Source organism: Pseudomonas sp. NPDC089743 (assembly GCF_044748785.1).
In the GTDB taxonomy this organism is placed as follows: Bacteria; Pseudomonadota; Gammaproteobacteria; order Pseudomonadales; family Pseudomonadaceae; genus Aquipseudomonas; species Aquipseudomonas putida_X.
Window position 1 is genome coordinate 349345 of the sequence record NZ_JBIVGS010000002.1, and the last position, 16804, is coordinate 366148.

Below are 16804 nucleotides of genomic sequence, written 5' to 3' on the forward strand. Positions count from 1 at the left end.
CAGGGATCAACGATCGCCGAAGCGGCGGATCGTCAGAGGGTCGCCGGCACCGAGCAGGACCTTGGCCAGCAGGCCTTCAAGGGTCTTGAGTTCGTCAGGCTGCAGTACGCCGACCAGTTCGTTCATCGCCGCCGCGCCGATCTCTGGCAAGCGGTCGGCCAGGCGTTGGCCTTCGGCGGTCAGGGCCAGGCGTACCTGGCGACGGTCGTCAGCGCAGCGGTTGCGCAAGATCAGGCCCTTGTGCTCGAGGCGGTCGAGCATGCGGGTCATCGAGCCGCTGTCCAGGCCCAGATAGCGGCACACCTCGGCCGGCGTATCCACCTGGCACTGGGTGACGATGATCAACACCTTGAACTGCGCGGCGGTGACGCCTTCTGATTCGAGGTGCCAGTCGAGAATACGGTCCTTCAGGATGGCCGCACGGCCCAGCAGCATGCCGATGGCGCAGGACTGGAAGTTTTGCGGGGTGAAATGGGACATCGACAGCAGCTCGGACAATTGTGTAAAAATATTACTGCCTAGGCAGCAAATGTCAAAGCTTTCATTAGGGGGCTATGGAAATAGCCTGGGTAACCCGCAGGTGACCGGGAAAGGTTCTCAAACGCTGAAAAACACGGGTGAACCCGATGAAAAACACACACAACTGATAGTCATTCGCCATTACCTCGGTTCTCGGGAGCCCCCTGGCAGGAGTAGAATGCGCAAAACCCGGAGCCGCAATGAACCAAGACCGCCTCAATCCCAGCCCTGACGATGCCATCACCGACGCCGCCGCGCAGTGGTGCATGCGCCTGCACGCCGACGATTGCACCCCGGCCGAGCGTGAGGCCTTCGCCCGCTGGTTGGCAGCGGACCCGCGCCACCACGACGAATACCAGGCGATGCTGGAGATCTGGTTCACTGCCGACCTTTTGCCGCGCAACGCCACGGTCGTCGACTTCAACCCGCCGCCGCGTCAGGTGGCGAGGCGGCGCCATCATTGGCGGCCAATGGCCTCGGCGGCAGCCGTCGCCCTGCTGGTTTTGCCCCTGGCGGGCTGGATCGGCTGGATGCAAGGCTGGCTACCCAGCCACTACCAGCACATCGAAGCAGGCAACCAGGCACGGACGGTCCAGCTGAGCGACGGCAGCACGGTGGAGCTCAACCTCAATACCGAACTGACCTACTTCAACTTCAGGGACCAGCGCCAGGTCACGCTCACGCGAGGCGAAGCGTTCTTCAAGGTGCAGCATGACAGCAGCCACCCGTTCATCGTCCGAGCCGGCCAAGGCCAGACCCGGGTCACCGGCACCCAATTCAACGTGTGGAAGTATCAGGACCAGGTCAAGGTCACCCTGGTGCAGGGATCGGTGCTGGTCAGCAGCGACGGCAGCACCGGCGGCTACCGCCTGGGCCCCGGCATGCAGGCCAGCTACCGTACCGGCGACTTCGAACCGCAGCTGGCCCAGAGCGAAGACCACGGCAACAGCCTGGCCTGGCGCCGCGGCCAGCTGGTGCTCGACAACCTCAGCCTCGAACAGGCACTGCCGGTGATCAACCGCTACCTCGATGCGCCCCTGCTGCTGGCCGATGCCAGCACCGGCCGCATCCGCATCAGCGGCATCTACAACACCCGTGAAGTCGGGCGCCTGGTGGACAACCTGCCCAAGGTGCTGCCGGTGTACCTGACCCGCAGCAAGGACGGCAGCACCGTCCTCAACAGCATTTCCCCACCGCCCGACAAGGGCTGATGGCCTAGAGCGTCATCGCCGCCAACCAGCCAAACGCCAGCAGTGGCAGGTTGTAGTGCAGGAAGGTCGGTACCACGGTGTCCCAGATGTGGTGATGCTGGCCGTCGACGTTGAGCCCCGAGGTTGGCCCCAGGGTCGAGTCCGATGCCGGCGAGCCTGCATCGCCCAGGGCACCGGCGGTGCCGACGATGCACACGGTGGCCAAGGGGTCGAAGCCCAGTTGCACGCACAGCGGCACGAAGATCGCCGCCAGAATCGGCACCGTCGAGAACGACGAGCCAATGCCCATGGTCACCAGCAACCCCACCAGCAGCATCAGCAAGGCACCAACGCCCTTGCTGTGGTCGATCCATTGCGCCGAGGTTTCCACCAGCCCTTGGACCTCGCCAGTGGCTTTGAGTACCTCGGCGAAACCCGAAGCGGCGATCATGATGAACCCGATCATGGCCATCATCTTCATGCCTTCGGTAAACAGGCTGTCGGTGTCTTTCCAGCGCACGATGCCCGACAGTGAGAAGATCAGGAAGCCGACCATGGCACCGATGATCATCGAGTCCAGCCACAGCTGAACGATGAACGCCGCAGCGATCGCCAGCCCGGCCACCAGCAGGGTCAGCGGGTTGTACTGCACGCTGACCTGCTCGACCTGCTCGATGCGCGCCAGGTCATAATCACGCTTTTTGCGGTAGCTGAAGCACACCGCCAGCAGCAAGCCGGCCAGCATGCCCGCTGCCGGAATGGCCATGGCATGGGTGACGTTGACACCGCTCACATCGACGCCGGCGCGGGCAACGTTGGCCAGCAGGATCTCGTTGAGGAAGATGTTGCCGAACCCCACCGGCAGGAACATGTAGGGCGTGATCAAGCCAAAGGTGATCACACAGGCGATCAGCCGGCGGTCGATGCGCAGGCGGGTCAGCACATACAGCAGCGGCGGCACCAGCAGCGGGATGAAGGCGATGTGAATCGGCAGGATATTCTGCGACGACACCGCCACCACCAGCATCAGGCCGATCAGCAGCCACTTGACCTTGCCGCCGGTGGCCTGCCCCTGGCGGTCGATCATCGCCAGCGCACGGTCGGCCAGGGCGTGGGCCAGGCCGGACTTGGCGATGGCCACGGCAAAGGCGCCGAGCAAGGCATAGGACAACGCCACCGTGGCGCCCCCGCCCAGGCCGCCGTTGAAGGCCTTGAGCGTCCCCTCCATGCCCAGGCCGCCGACCAGGCCGCCGGCCAAGGCGCCGATGATCAAGGCGATGACCACGTGCACCCGTGACAGGCTGAGTATCAGCATGATGCCTACCGCGGCAATCACTGCATTCATGGTTTGGCTTTCCTCGTAGCTGCAGACAAAAAGCGCGCACTCTGCAGCACTGGGGCACAGATGTCAAAAGCGCCAGAGAGCGGCGTATTACGCGGGCCGGCAAATTTAAATTGAATGTTTGAATAAAGAAAAACCACAGAGCGCCGATATAACGCAGGGGCTGAGCCCCGACCGAGATCCAAAGCCAAACCCTTACCCTCAAAAAAGGGACGCCCCATGCCTTTGCGACAACTTTCCATCCAGTGGAAGATCACCCTGCTTGCCGGCCTGTGCCTGGCCAGCATCGTCACACTGCTCGTCGGCCTTTCGCTCTACCGCATGGACCACAGCTCGGACCTGGTCAAAGCCAGCAGCGAGAAGATGCTCAGTGAAGCGGCGCAGGCGCGCATCGAGTCGCAAGGCGAAGTCCAGGCCCTGAACATTCGCCGCCAGTTCATGGATGCCTACCAGTACGGTGCCGGGTTCGCCCGCCAGGTGCTGTTCCTGCGTGAGCAGGCGGAAAAGCGTTTTCTCGATGCCTACGACCTGCGTGAAGACATGACCCGCCAGGTTCGTGCAGCCCTGCAGGCCAACCCCGAGCTGCTGGGCCTGTCACTGGTGTTCGAACCCAATGCGCTGGACGGCAAGGACAGCCTGTTCACCGGCCAGCCCGAGCTTGGCAGCAACGAGACCGGGCGTTTCGCCCTGTACTGGTCGCAACCGCGGGCCGGCCAGCTGACCGCCATGGCCCTGCCCGAACACGACATGAGCAACACCGAGATCGGCCCCAGCGGCCAGCCCGCCAACACCTGGTGGGTGTGCCCGCGCAGCAGCGGCCAGGTGTGCGTGGTGGAACCCTATTTCTACGACATCGACGGCCAGCGCGTGCTGATGACCAGCATCGTCTTCCCGCTGGCGGTCAACGGCAAGGTGATCGCCACCCTGTCCATCGACATCAACCTCAACAGCCTGCAGGCCCTGAGCCAGGAAGCCAGCCGCAGCCTGTACGAAGGCCGCACCACGGTCGGCATCCTCAGCCCCGTGGGCCTGCTGGCCGGCTACAGCGCCGACGCCAGCAAGCTGGCGCAGCGTTTCGACCAGGTCGACACCGGCAAAGGCGCCGAACTGGTACGCAAGCTGGCCGAGGGTAAATTGAGCGTCCATCACGACCAGCAACGCCTCAAGGTACTCGCGGCGTTCCAGCCGATCCCCGGCGCCCAGCCATGGGGTGTGCTGCTGGATGTGCCGGAAAACGCCCTGACCGGCCCGGCCGAAGCGCTGAAACAAGAGCTCGACGCCCTGAACACCAGCGGCACCCTGCTGGAGCTGGGCCTCGGCCTGGGCGCTGCGATTGCCGGCCTGCTGCTGGTGTGGCTGATGGCCCGTGGCGTGACCCGGCCGATCCTCGGGGTGGCGGCCATGCTCAAGGACATCGCCAGTGGTGAAGGCGACCTCACCCGCCGCCTGACCTACGACAAGCACGACGAGCTCGGCGAACTGGCCGGTTGGTTCAACCGCTTCCTGGACAAACTGCAGCCGACCATCGCCGAGGTCAAACGCTCGGTGCAGGCAGCCCGCGGCACCGCTGATCAGTCCTCGGCAATTGCTACGCAAACCAGCGCCGGCATGGAGCAGCAATACCGCCAGGTCGACCAGGTGGCCACCGCCTCGCACGAAATGAGCGCCACGGCCCAGGACGTCGCCCGCAGCGCCGCCCAGGCTGCCCAGGCGGCGCGCGATGCCGACCAGGCCACCCGCGAAGGCCTGGCGGTGATCGACCGCACCACCCACAGCATCGACACACTGGCCGCCAACATGAGCCAGGCCATGAGCGAAGTCGAAGGCCTGGCGCAGAACAGTGAGAAAATCGGCTCGGTGCTGGAGGTGATCCGTTCGATCGCCGAACAGACCAACCTGCTAGCGCTCAACGCCGCCATCGAAGCCGCCCGTGCCGGCGAGGCCGGGCGTGGTTTCGCGGTAGTGGCCGATGAAGTGCGTAACCTGGCGCAGCGCACCCAGGAATCGGTGGAAGAAACCCGCCAGGTCATCGAGGCACTGCAAACCGGCACCCGCGAGGTGGTCGGCGCCATGGACAACAGCCACCGCCAGGCCCAGGGCGGCGTCGAGCAGGTCGGCCAGGCGGTTACCGCGCTGCAACGTATCGGCCAGGCCGTGACCGTGATCACCGACATGAACCTGCAGATCGCCTCGGCCGCCGAAGAACAAAGCGCGGTGGCCGAAGAGATCAACAGCAATGTCGCGACCATACGTGATGTCACCGAATCGCTGTCGGGCCAGGCCAACGAATCGGCGCGGGTCAGCCAGTCGCTCAACAGCCTGGCCAACCAACAGCAGGCGTTGATGGATCAGTTCCGCGTCTGAGCCCTAAGACGCACATTCATCGCCGCAAAAACCATCGTCCGGCAGGTAAAAACTGCCGGCCTGCAAGATCCGGTCGAGCAGCATCAAGGCGCCCAGTACATTGGGTCGGGCGCCCATGGGCAACCTGCCGGTATCGGCTGACGTGGCATCCTTGTAGCCCGACTGCATCACCAGCAGGTGCATCTGCCGGGCGTTCAGGTAAAGGTGATGCTGTTCGATGGCGTAGGACTGGATCAAGGCCAGGGCGCCGGTGACCAGGGGTGTGGCGCTCGAGGTGCCGCCATAGTTGCTGGTGTAGTCGCGGTCGTGTTCGTTCTTGTCCTGCAGTGCGCCGTAACCCAGCGTCGCGACACTGTCGCCCCAGGCATTGAGCATGCTGTAGCGGTAGTTGTAGTTGGAGTACTGGTGCGCTTTGCCATCCCAAGAATGGCAAGCCCCCACCAGAATCGCGTCGGCGTCACCATGGTCGTTGAAATAGCGCCACTCCCCAAGGTCGACACCATAGCCCTGTGTGGTACCGGCCTTGTCATCACTCTTGTAGGTGCCGTTGCACGCAGCATTGAGCACTACCGCACCGCGCTCGGTCAGCGCCTGGGTGACATCCCACCAGGTCTTTTCATGCAACGAAGGTAAGAACGTACCCAGCGCATTGGGGTTGGCCGTCTGCCGGTTGATAGCGACGATGTCTCCAGCTCTGGTGTAAGCCAGCAGGTTTTTCAGCGTTTGTGAGTAACTGCGCGCATCGATGGCCAGGTTGTCATACAGGTACAGCTCTGCCGCATGGCAAATACCGGTCATGCCGAGGCCGTTGTCACGCGCCGACAGCACACCGACCGATGCGGTGCCATGGTCTGCATCCCTGTTGATCGATGGCGGGATCACGTTCAACTTCGGGTTGCCACGCAAGTCTTCATGGTTGGCATGCAGGCCACCATCGGAAAAGTGCACCCGTGCACCTCTGCCCTTCACGCCAGCCGCCCAGACTTTGCGAATGTTCAGGCCGCGGTACCTGGCATCGGGTGCATCCAGGTAACGCTGCAGGGCTTCGAAGTCCGGGGTGGGCTGGGCTTCATCGTGGGCATTGGTGCCGGCGACATACGCCCCGCCAGTGAGCAGTGTGGCAATCACAGCGGCCCCACCGAGCAACAGCAAGTTGCCGTGCTCGAGCTGAGGCGGCACGAATGCCGTGGCGTCGACGTAATCAAGGGCCTCCAGGGTCTGGATCAACGCGACGAACGTGTCGTTGAGCATGCTCTGGGGCTGCTCGATCCAGTAGTGATTGGCGAGCACTTTGAACCGCGCGTCCTCCCGTTCTTGATGGTCAAGAAACGGATGCACCTGGATCACGTGCTGGAGCCCCGGCCAGTACCTTGCAAGTACCGACCTGGCCTCGGGCTGCAGGTCAGCCATGAGCCGCGCGTAGCCTCCTTCGGCGAACACCAGCACCAGCGCGGGGTAACGCTGGCCTTCGGGGCGATACGGGAATGCGCTCGCGGCCCGCACCGATCGCTTGCGCCGCGTGGACGTGGACGATAACGCCACGCTGTCCAGAATGCCCCGGGTCAGTTCACCCTCGCTGATGTCGATGGCCAGCGGTGCTGGGCGCCAGGTGGCGTCCGCTTCGGCGGGCAAGTTCAGCGCGAGGATTTCGCTGTCCATCAGCGTCACCAGCGGCCTGATCCTGTAGCTGCCCGCTTGCGCCTCGCAGCTCAGCATGGCCGGGCAACCATGGTGGGCGACCTGCCCGCTACTGACCTGTGAAGCCACCGTAGCGCCATCCAGGTGGACCACACCTTCGCCTGCAATGCGCTCCAGCAGGTAATGAATCGACTTGACCTTGTGCAGGTCGTCGCCGCTGCAACGCACATGGAAATGCCCATCGAAGGTGAAGTTGCGGTAGTACACGAAATCCAGATTCAAACGCATCTCGTCTTCCTTTCGTCTCGACTGGCCCGGCGATCGCGGGCGGGTGCGAAGCCTTGCAAGTGGTACCGTTCGAGCACAGACAGAAGCCGTTCCGGTGGTGCTGCCAAAGCGTGCGAAACGGTGGACTACACTTGCCCGGCACACGCAGTGACAACCGTCGAGGTACTGATGAGGAAAATCCAAACGCTGCTGGCCGCCCTGCTGCTTACCGCGGGGCTGGCCAGCACCGACAGCGCGGCATCAGCTGAACAACGCCCCCCTATCCGCTTTGGCGCCATCAACTGGGAAAGCGGCGCCCTGACCACCGCGATCCTGCGCCGGATCGTCGAGCACGGATATGGCTACCCCACCGAGACCCTCCCCGGCAGCACCGTCGGCATGGAAATCTCATTGGCGCGCAATGACCTGCAGGTCATCGCCGAGGAATGGGCCGGCCGCAGCCCGGCGTGGGTCAAGGCCGAGCAGGCCGGCCAGGTGTTCGCCTTGGGCGACACGGTGAAAAACGCTGTAGAAGGCTGGTGGGTACCGGCCTACGTGATCAAGGGCGACCCGGATCGTGGCCTGGAGGCGCTGGCGCCAGACCTGCGCACGGTCGACGACCTCAAGCGCTACCCGCAGGTGTTCAGCGACCCCGAAGCGCCAGGCAAGGGCCGCTTCCTCAACAGCCCCAGCGGCTGGACGTCCGAGATCGTCAATAGCCAGAAGCTCAAGGCCTATGGCCTCGACAGCCTGTACAACAACTTTCGCAGTGGCACGGGGGCCGCACTGGATGCGGAAGTCGATTCGGCCATCCGCCGCGACAAACCGGTACTGTTCTACTACTGGAGCCCAACACCGCTGATCGGCCGTCACGACCTGGTGCGCCTGCAGGAGCCGCCCTTCGATGCCCAAGCCTGGGCAACCCTCACCGACCCGAACAACCCGAACCCACGGGGCAGCGAGTCGCTGCCGGCGAAGCTGTCGATCGGTGTGTCCAAAGCGTTCAGGGAGAGCTACCCGGAACTGGTTGCCGTGTTCGAAAAGGTCGAGCTGCCGATCGATCGCCTGAACAAGGCACTTGCTGAAATGAGCGAAAAACGCCTGGCGCCGGAAGCGGCGGCAAAGGCGTTCATGCACAACAACCCAGACGTATGGAAGGCCTGGTTGCCCGCCGATGTGGCGGCCAAAGTCCAGGCGCAGTTGTGACCAACGCGGTACATTGTCGGCTCTTACCGGAAAAGGACGCACAGCATGCTACGGATATTGGGCAGGGATTCTTCCATCAACGTGCGCAAGGTCCTCTGGGCCTGCATCGAGTTCGATGTTCCCTTCGAGCGCGAAGACTGGGGCGCAGGCTTTCAGCCCACGGACACGCCCGCGTTCCTGGCCCTGAACCCCAACGCCATGGTCCCGGTGATTCAGGACGGCGACTTCACGCTGTGGGAATCCAACACCATCATCCGCTACCTGGCCACGCGCTATGGCGATGCGCCGGTGTACCCCACCGAAGCCACGGCCAGGGCCAGGGTCGATCAATGGATCGACTGGCAGGCCTCGGACCTGAACCGCTCGTGGAGCTATGCCTTCATGTCGCTGGTGCGCCACTCACCGGCGCACCAGGACGCCCAGGCGCTGGCCGCCGGCTGCGCAGACTGGTCGCGCCATATGCGAATCCTCGAGCAGCAGTTGGCCACGACCGGTGCTTATGTGGCCGGTGACCGCTTTACGTTGGCCGATATCCCCATCGGGCTTTCGGTCAATCGCTGGTTCGAAACACCCTTGGAGCACCCGCACCTGCCAGCGGTGCGCGATTACTATCAGCGCCTGAGCGAGCATCCAGGCTTCCTGGCCCATGGCCGCAACGGAATGGCCTAGCGGGGCCGACGCCTGCGGGCGGGGCTGGCTGCAGCGCTTGCCCTAGAACCCAACCGTTGCCGACAGCAGCCAGGTACGCGGCGTAGACAGCGTCAGCCCTGGCTCGCTGTCATCCGACGCCCCGGCAGAGGCCCAGTAGCGCTCGTTCAGCACGTTCTCCACATTGGCGCGCAAGGTGACCTGGGTTGCGTCGACCTTGAAGGCATACCGCGCGCCAAGGTCCAAGCGCTCCCAGCCATCGATCTGCTTGCTGTTGTTCTGGTCCAGGTACTGGGAGCTCGAGTGGATGCCCCGTGCGGTGAAGGTCAGCCCGGCCAGCCCGGGCACATCCCATTCGGCGCCGAGGTTGACGTTGTACGCCGGGGTTGCCGGTGCGCGGTTGCCGTCGTAGGCGCCGCCAATAGTGTCAGTCAGCTCGCTGTCGATATACATCACTCCGCCCAGCAGGCGAACGCCCGTCAGCGGCTCGCCGAATACGCTGAGCTCGATGCCACGGTTGTCGCGCTTGCCATTAGGGCCGAACACCCGTGAACCGGCATTGGTCTCGTAGGCGGGCTGGCGAATGCGGAAGGCGCTGGCGGTAAAGGCGACATGGCCCAGGTCGTACTTGGCGCCGACCTCCACCTGGCGGCTGGTGAACGGCGGGAAGATCTGGTCCTCGTTGACCGCAGTCGACGGTGCGATCTTGCCTTGGCTCAATCCCTCCATGTAGTTGGCGTAGAGCGAGAGCTGGTCGGTGACCTTGAGCAGCACACCGCCCGAGGGCGAGACCTTTTCCTCGTCGTAGGCGGTGTCGCCCTTGACGCCATCGCTCCAGTCATCGACCTGAACGCGCTGCCAGCGGGCCCCCAGCGTCAGCAGCAGGCGGTCGTCGAAAAAGCCGAGCGTATCGGCCAGCGCCAAGCCGGTGAAGCGGTTTTCGGTGTAGACCTTGGCATCGATCCGCGTCGGCGTGGTTGGGCTGGGTGTCGCGACCGGGTCGTAGAGGTTGCTGGGCGCCGAGGCATAGCGCGCACCACCGTTTTCGAAGTCCATATAGAAGTATGTGGCAGCCAGGTTCAGCTCATGGCTGACCGGACCGGTATGGAACCAGTTGCGCAGGCCGGCCATGGCGGTGCGCACGGTTTCATCACGGGTGAAATCCCGTGGCTGGACGTTGAAATCACCCGCATCGTTGATGATCGAAACGTTGTGCCGCAGAAAGTCATGGTTGCTCTTGCGGGCACCGACCGCGCCGTAGGCCAACAAGGCATCGCTGATATCGTACTCGGCATTGAGCGCACCAAAGGTATCGTTGGTGCGCGCCTGACTCCAGGCCTGGGCGTAGTTGTGGCGCACCTGGTCGGCGTTCGGCACCTTGGCATTGGCGCCGATCAGTACCCGTTCCTGGGGGGCGTCGGTGTCACGCTCGGTGTGGCCGAGGTCAGCCGAGAGGCGCAAGCGCTCACCCCGAAAGTCCAGGCCCAGCACGGCCATCTCGCGTTCCACACGCTGGTGGTCCCATTCGGTGTCGCCGGACTGCTTCACCCCGTTGAAGCGCAGGCCGAACGAGTCGCCCTCGCCAAAGCGCCGCCCGATATCCACCGCGCCACCCACCTGGCTATCGGAGGCATAGCTGCCGGTGAACTCGGTGAGTGGTGTATCCCCCGCGCGCTTGGGCACCACATTGATACCGCCGCCCACGCTGCCCCGGGGCGATATGCCATTGATCAGCTGGCTGGGCCCTTTGATGATGTCGACCCGGTCGGCCAACTCCATGTCGATCGAGTAGGTCGGCAGGATGCCGTACAGGCCGTTATAGGCGACATCGCTGTTGAACAGGCTGAAACCTCGGATGGTGAATTGCTCGAAACGCCCACCCGCCGGGTTGGTTGCCCGCACCGATGGGTCGCTGGCGACCAGGTCGCCCAACGTCCGGGCCTGCTGATTCTTGACCAGGTCGCTGGTGTAGGTGGTCATGCTGAACGGCGTGTCCATGAAGTCGCGCGCGCCAAGCATGCCTTGCGCGCCCTGCCGGGCGACCTGGCCGCCAGCGTAAGGCTGGGCTTGGCTACCCGCTGCAGGGCCGCCAACGATGTTGGTCGGGGCGATCTCCATTGCCTCGGCGCTTTGCGCTGCAGGCACCAGGGTGAAGGCCCCCTCGCCCACTTGCTGCCATTGCAGGCCGCTGCCCTGGAGCAGCTGCATGAAACCTTCGGCTACGCTGTAGCGGCCGGACAACCCGGCACTTTGCCGGCCCTGGAGCAGGGCCGGGTCGAGCGAAAGGCTGACCCCAGCCTGCTCGGCGAAGCGCGTCAGGGCCGCGCCCAGGCTGCCGGCAGGCACCTGATAGGCACGCCTGGCAACATCATCGGCAAAGGTGGGTGAACTCAACAACAGGCTCAGGGTGAAACCCAGGTGCATCCAGGGACGTGGGCGGCAAGACTGTACTGCAGGCATTGAATGAAGCTCCCGTTATTTTTTCTACTGCTAATGACCGGCGAGTGGAAAAAAGGGGACAGCCTTACGCGCGTTTTTCTCGCGCCGTCAGCGTGACCCAATAACGGGTGCGCGCATGCACCTCCAGCGGCAGGCTGGCCGCCAGCAGTGACAGCGCGCGGTCCGTGTCGTCGAGGTGGAAGGTGCCGGTGACACGCAGCGTGTCCAGCGCCGCTGCCCAGCGCAAAACACCGGGGCGGTACCTGCGCAATTCACGCAACAAGTCGCCCAATGGCCGATCGTCCAGCCTCAGCACCCCGTCGCGCCAGCCCAGCAGCCAATCATCCAGTTCGCTTACCACGCTCACGCTGGCGGCCTGCAGGCTGGCCTGCTGCCCCGCCTGCAACGCCACGGCCGTGCCGCGCAGTGGTTGCAGCGTGGCGGTGCCATTGAGTACAGAAACCCGACACGACTGATCGAACAGACGAGCACAGGCCTCGCCTGCGTTGACCGCTACCTGGCCAAACGGTACCTGCACGGTCATGCGCACGCCTTGGGGGGTTTTGATAGCCACCTCACCGCGGACCAGGGTCAGCCGTCGCGCTGCCAGGTCAATGTTGACGGCACTGTCGGTGTTCAGCTGCAAGACCGTGCCATCGCCCAGCACCCGTCGACTGCGCGCCCCCACAGCGGTATGCACATCGGCGGTCCACGCATCCAGTGGTACCTGCCGACCAAGCAGCCAGGCGGCGGGAACCAGCGCGGCCACCCCCAACGCTTGCTTGAGCAGGGCACGACGCTCGGCGTCCGGGCGGTCGAGCGTGGCCAGCGCAAGCTCTCCGGGCAGCTGGGCGAAGCGTTGGCGCAGCAGCTGCGCCTTCTGCCAGGCCTGCTCATGCAGGGTGTTGCTGGCGCGCCACTGCGCCAGGCGCTGCAGCTCACCTTCACTGGCCTTGCCTGACTCCAGCAGTGCCAGCCAGCGCGCCGCCGTGCGTACGACTTCGCGGGCTTGAGCGGAAGGTTCGGCCATTACAGGTCCACCAGCAGGCAGTGCTCATAGGCCTGCGCCATGTAGCGTTTGACGGTGCGCTCGGATACCCCAAGGCGTTGCGCAATTTCGCTGTAGCCCAGGCCTTCCAGCTGGCTCCAGAGAAAGGCCTTGCGCACCGGCGCGTTGAGGCCGTCGAGCAGCTCATCCAGCGCTTGCAGGGTTTCGAGCAAGATCCAGCGTTGTTCCGGCGATGGCAGGCACTGCTCGGGCAATCGTGCCAGCGCGTCCAGGTAGGCTTGCTCCAGGCTGCGGCGCTTGTGGAAATTGCTCAACAGGCGCCTGCCGACGGTCAACAGGTAGGCGCGCGGTTCGCGGATTTCGGCCAGTGGCTGGGCACTGGCCAGCACTTTCAGAAAAGTGTCCTGGCTCAGGTCGGCCGCATCCCAGGCGTTGCTCAGGCGCCGGCGCAGCCAGGCTTCCAGCCAGCCACGGTGCTCACGGTACAGGGCAGGCAAGCTGTGCTCCGGGGGCGTCGCGGCGTCAGTCATGGGGAAGGCCCTGCAGTGGCGTAAATAGAAGTGATTCTATTTTACGTTGCAGTGCAGATCCAAGGGGTTTGTGTTCACGGGACCGTCAGGACGCCTGTGAATGTCCTCCCACAGGAGGTCTGCGCCGTATCTGTGGGGGGTAGGCTTGCTGAGGATGTTCTGGCGTGCTGGCCAGAGCGGTGGCTTGCGAATAGTGCTGCAAGTACCGGCCCCATCGCCGGCAAGCCGGCTCCCACTGGGATCGCGCCGGCTTTTAGAAATTGGGCAAGACGGTTGCTTGCACAGGTAAAGCGCAGGCCTGATGAACTGCGCGGTCGCGGTGGGAGGCACCGGCTTTGCCGGTGATCGCCGGCAAGCCGGCACACACAGGGATCGCGCCGGCTTTTAGAAATTGGGCAAGACGGTTGCTTGCCAGGTAAAGCACAGGCCTGATGAACTGCGCGGTCGCGGTGGGAGGCACCGGCTTTGCCGGTGATCGCCGGCAAGCCGGCACACACAGGGATCGCGCCGGCTTTTAGAAATTGGGCAAGACGGTTGCTTGCCAGGTAAAGCACAGGCCTGATGAACTGCGCGGTCGCGGTGGCCGGCTTGCCGGCGATGGGCTGCGCAGCAGCCCCCATAGCGGTGCGGTAATAGCCCGAGCGCCCTCGACGGGACCAGTTCAAGCCTGGCTAAGATCAACAAGGCTCGCCGGTTGCTGTGGAATGACGCACAGCGAAACGGCATGATCGGTGCCCCCCTGAAAGGAACTCGACATGCAAGCATCCCCTCCCAATGACCTCCCCCGCTACCGGCTGATCACCGGCAAGGACGATGCTGCGTTCTGTCGCAGAATATCGGACATACTTGCCTTGGGGTATGAACTGCATGGTTCGCCAAGCCTCACCTATGGCCCCAAGCAACAGTGCGTCATCGCAGGCCAGGCGGTGGTATGGCCGAGCGCCAAGGGCCAGCCTCAGCAGTGCTGACTACACCAGGCTGATGCCGGGCAGGGAACGTCTGCCCCGCTACGCCCTCCCACAGTAACGCAGGGCGAACGGCGCGCTGCCCATTCATGCTTGGAGAACTGGCTCAGATGAAAAAGATCCTGATGGTGCTGACATCCCACGATCAGTTGGGCGACACCGGCAAGAAAACCGGCTTCTGGCTGGAGGAGTTTGCCGCACCTTACTACGTGTTCATCGACGCCAACGCCGACGTCACCCTTGCCTCGCCCAAAGGCGGGCAGCCACCGCTGGACCCCAAAAGTGACGAGGACGATGCGCAAACCGACGCGACCCGGCGTTTTCGCAGTGATACCGAGGGGCAGATGGCACTGGCCGACACAGTACCGCTGAGCGAAATCGACCCTTATGACTTCGACGCCGTATTCTACCCCGGTGGCCATGGGCCGCTGTGGGACCTGGCCGAGGACACCGACTCCAAGACGCTGCTCGAAGCCTTCTATGCATCCAACAAGCCGATTGCCGCCGTGTGTCATGCACCGGGGGTGTTCAAGAATGTCAACGCGCCAGACGGCCACCCTGTGGTCAAGGGCAAGAAAGTGACCGGGTTCGCCAACAGCGAGGAAGATGCGGTCGGGCTGACTGATGTGGTGCCCTTTCTGGTCGAGGACATGCTCAAGCACAACGGCGGCGAGTACTCCAAAGGCCCGGACTGGGCAAGCCATGTGGTCGAGGACGGGCATCTGATCACTGGGCAGAACCCGGCATCGTCCGAAGCGGTGGCCAAGGCGCTGCTCAAGCGCCTGGCAGCCGAGTAGGCCCGCTGCACCATGACGCTGAACGCACTCATCTGCGGCGCCAGCCAGGGCATCGGCCTGGCGCTTTGCGAACAGCTGCTGGCACGCGACGACGTGGCGCGGGTGTGGGCGGTGTCACGCCAGGCCAGGGGCAGCCAAGCCCTGGCCGCGCTCGCCGCTGCACATGGCGAGCGCCTGGTGCGTATCGATTGCGACGCCCGCAATGAAGAGGCCCTTGAAGCATTGGCCAGCGAGGTCAGCCGCATCTGCACGCACCTCGATCTGGTCATAAGCACCTTGGGCATTCTGCAGCGCGACGGGGCCAAGGCGGAAAAGGCCCTGGCCCAACTCGACCTGGCGGGGCTGCAGGCCAGCTTCGCTACCAATGCGTTCGCGCCGGTGCTGCTGCTCAAACACCTGCTGCCGCTGCTGCGCAAGCAGCCCTGCACCTTTGCCGCGCTTTCGGCCAGGGTCGGTTCCATCGGCGACAACCGCCTGGGCGGCTGGTACAGCTACCGCGCCAGCAAGGCCGCGTTGAACCAGCTGCTGCATACGGCCAGCATCGAACTCAAACGGCTCAACCCGGCCTCTACGGTGCTGGTGCTGCACCCCGGCACCACCGATACCCAGCTTTCCCAACCGTTTCAGGCGAATGTGCCCGCCGAACAATTGTTTGCACCTGCATTCGCTGCGCAGTGCATCCTGGAGCAGATTGGCCGGCTTGGGCCGGCGGACAGTGGCACCTTCTGGGCGTGGGATGGTCAGCCGATCACCTGGTGACATTGCCAAGGTCAAGCCGGTGCATGGCGCAAGTGCTCTGGCACTCGATCCAAGCAGTGCCGAAGACCCGCCCCATGCCCCTGACAGCGCACTGCTCAATCCGCGAAGTTGATCACCATGCGGCCCTTGATCTTGCCTTCCAGCATCTCTTCGAAAATAGCGTTGATGTCTTCGATCGGCCGCAACGTCACCTTCGGTACCACCTTGCCTTGCGCGGCAAACTCGAAGGCTTCAGCCAGGTCCTGGCGGGTACCGACCAATGAGCCGACCACTTCGATGCCATCGAGCACCAGGCGCGGGATGTCCAGGCTCATGGCCTCTGGCGGCAGCCCGACCGCCACCAGCCGGCCCCCGGCACGCAGCGCATCGACTGCAGAATTGAACGCGCTTTTCGACACCGCCGTCACCACGGCCGCCTGCGCGCCGCCGGTTTTCGCCTGGATGACTTTGGCTACATCCTCACTGCGCGCATTGACCACCAGGTCGGCGCCCATCTCACGGGCGAATGCCAGCTGTTCATCGTTCACGTCAATCGCGATGACCCGGGCGTTGAAGACATTCTTCGCATACTGCAGGGCCAGATTGCCCAGCCCGCCGAGGCCATAGACCGCAAGCCACTGCCCGGGGCGGATGTTGGACGATTTCACCGCCTTGTACGTGGTCACACCGGCGCAGGTGATGCTGCTGGCGGCAGCCGAGTCGAGCCCGTCAGGCACCTTCACCGCGTAGTCGGCCACCACGATGCACGCCTCGGCCATGCCGCCGTCGACGGTATAGCCCGAGTTCTTCACCTCACGGCACAGCGTTTCGTTACCGCTGTTGCAGTACTCGCAGTGCCCACACCCTTGGAAGAACCACGCCACGCTGGCGCGGTCGCCCGGCTTGAGCGACGTGACGCCCGGGCCTACCTTCACCACCACGCCAATCCCTTCGTGGCCGAGGGTCACACCCGTCTTGTCACCGAAATCGCCATTCTTGACGTGCAGGTCGGTGTGGCACACGCCACAGCACTGCATCTTCAGCAACGCTTCACCGTGGGCAAGCGGGCGCAGGGTTTTTTCCACCACGTCCACGCGTTGCCCTTTGGCCACAACTGCAGCTTTCATGAATGCCTCCTTGATTACCTGAGTG

General features: G+C 64.0%; 14 protein-coding genes and 1 pseudogene. 8 read left to right on the forward strand and 7 right to left on the reverse strand.

The annotated features are described in order from the left end of the window. Nucleotides 1–6 precede the first annotated feature (6 nt). A complete protein-coding gene (locus ACIPZC_RS05070; protein WP_400625265.1) occupies nt 7–480 on the reverse strand; it encodes a MarR family winged helix-turn-helix transcriptional regulator in 474 nt (157 codons plus the stop codon). 239 nt (nt 481–719) lie between these two features. Here ACIPZC_RS05070 and ACIPZC_RS05075 point away from each other — a divergent pair, with 239 nt between their 5' ends. Further along, entirely contained in the window at nt 720–1730 is a 1011-nt protein-coding gene (locus ACIPZC_RS05075) for a FecR family protein (protein WP_400625267.1), read from the forward strand. A 4-nt stretch (nt 1731–1734) separates the two neighbouring features. Here the strand turns inward: ACIPZC_RS05075 and ACIPZC_RS05080 are convergent, their stop codons facing one another. Further along, complete coding sequence (locus ACIPZC_RS05080) at nt 1735–3054, reverse strand: Na+/H+ antiporter family protein (RefSeq protein ID WP_241806424.1); 1320 nt, start codon at nt 3052–3054, stop codon at nt 1735–1737. A gap of 537 nt (nt 3055–3591) precedes the next feature. Between ACIPZC_RS05080 and ACIPZC_RS05085 the strand changes: the two are divergent. Next, nucleotides 3592–4557: pseudogene (locus ACIPZC_RS05085) on the forward strand (HAMP domain-containing protein); the annotation flags it as partial. A 102-nt stretch (nt 4558–4659) separates the two neighbouring features. Beyond that, a complete protein-coding gene (locus tag ACIPZC_RS05090; protein ID WP_372490482.1) occupies nt 4660–5415 on the forward strand; it encodes a methyl-accepting chemotaxis protein in 756 nt (251 codons plus the stop codon). Between the two features lie 3 nt (nt 5416–5418). Here ACIPZC_RS05090 and ACIPZC_RS05095 read toward each other — a convergent pair whose 3' ends face one another. Next, complete coding sequence (locus ACIPZC_RS05095; protein WP_400625269.1) at nt 5419–7341, reverse strand: S8 family serine peptidase; 1923 nt, start codon at nt 7339–7341, stop codon at nt 5419–5421. 168 nt (nt 7342–7509) lie between these two features. Between ACIPZC_RS05095 and ACIPZC_RS05100 the strand changes: the two genes are divergently transcribed. Beyond that, nucleotides 7510–8526 (forward strand): ABC transporter substrate-binding protein, encoded by a 1017-nt coding sequence (locus tag ACIPZC_RS05100; RefSeq protein ID WP_400625271.1) that lies wholly within the window; start codon nt 7510–7512, stop codon nt 8524–8526. Between the two features lie 45 nt (nt 8527–8571). Next, entirely contained in the window at nt 8572–9195 is a 624-nt protein-coding gene (locus ACIPZC_RS05105) for a glutathione S-transferase family protein (protein WP_241806428.1), read from the forward strand. Nucleotides 9196–9237: 42 nt separating this feature from the next. Here the strand turns inward: ACIPZC_RS05105 and ACIPZC_RS05110 are convergent, their stop codons facing one another. The 3 genes from ACIPZC_RS05110 to ACIPZC_RS05120 form a co-directional block, all read right to left on the reverse strand. Then, on the reverse strand, nt 9238–11634 hold the full coding sequence (locus ACIPZC_RS05110) for a TonB-dependent siderophore receptor (RefSeq protein WP_400625273.1): 2397 nt from the start codon (nt 11632–11634) through the stop codon (nt 9238–9240). A gap of 64 nt (nt 11635–11698) precedes the next feature. Further along, nucleotides 11699–12643 carry a FecR domain-containing protein gene (locus tag ACIPZC_RS05115; RefSeq protein ID WP_400625275.1) on the reverse strand — a complete coding sequence of 315 codons (945 nt, stop codon included), beginning with the start codon at nt 12641–12643 and terminating at the stop codon, nt 11699–11701. Then, nucleotides 12643–13152 (reverse strand): sigma-70 family RNA polymerase sigma factor, encoded by a 510-nt coding sequence (locus ACIPZC_RS05120; RefSeq protein ID WP_400625277.1) that lies wholly within the window; start codon nt 13150–13152, stop codon nt 12643–12645. The genes ACIPZC_RS05115 and ACIPZC_RS05120 overlap by 1 nt, the downstream gene beginning before the upstream one ends. A 755-nt stretch (nt 13153–13907) precedes the next feature. Here ACIPZC_RS05120 and ACIPZC_RS05125 point away from each other — a divergent pair. From ACIPZC_RS05125 to ACIPZC_RS05135, 3 genes are all read left to right on the forward strand, one after another. Then, nucleotides 13908–14120, forward strand: a complete 213-nt coding sequence (locus ACIPZC_RS05125) for a DUF1737 domain-containing protein (protein ID WP_400625279.1) — start codon at nt 13908–13910, stop codon at nt 14118–14120. Between the two features lie 107 nt (nt 14121–14227). Further along, nucleotides 14228–14914 carry a type 1 glutamine amidotransferase domain-containing protein gene (locus ACIPZC_RS05130; RefSeq protein WP_241806435.1) on the forward strand — a complete coding sequence of 229 codons (687 nt, stop codon included), beginning with the start codon at nt 14228–14230 and terminating at the stop codon, nt 14912–14914. 12 nt (nt 14915–14926) lie between these two features. Next, nucleotides 14927–15673, forward strand: a complete 747-nt coding sequence (locus tag ACIPZC_RS05135) for an SDR family NAD(P)-dependent oxidoreductase (protein WP_400625281.1) — start codon at nt 14927–14929, stop codon at nt 15671–15673. A gap of 95 nt (nt 15674–15768) precedes the next feature. Here ACIPZC_RS05135 and adhP read toward each other — a convergent pair whose 3' ends face one another. Beyond that, a complete protein-coding gene (gene adhP, locus ACIPZC_RS05140; protein WP_400625283.1) occupies nt 15769–16779 on the reverse strand; it encodes an alcohol dehydrogenase AdhP in 1011 nt (336 codons plus the stop codon). Nucleotides 16780–16804: the final 25 nt, after the last annotated feature.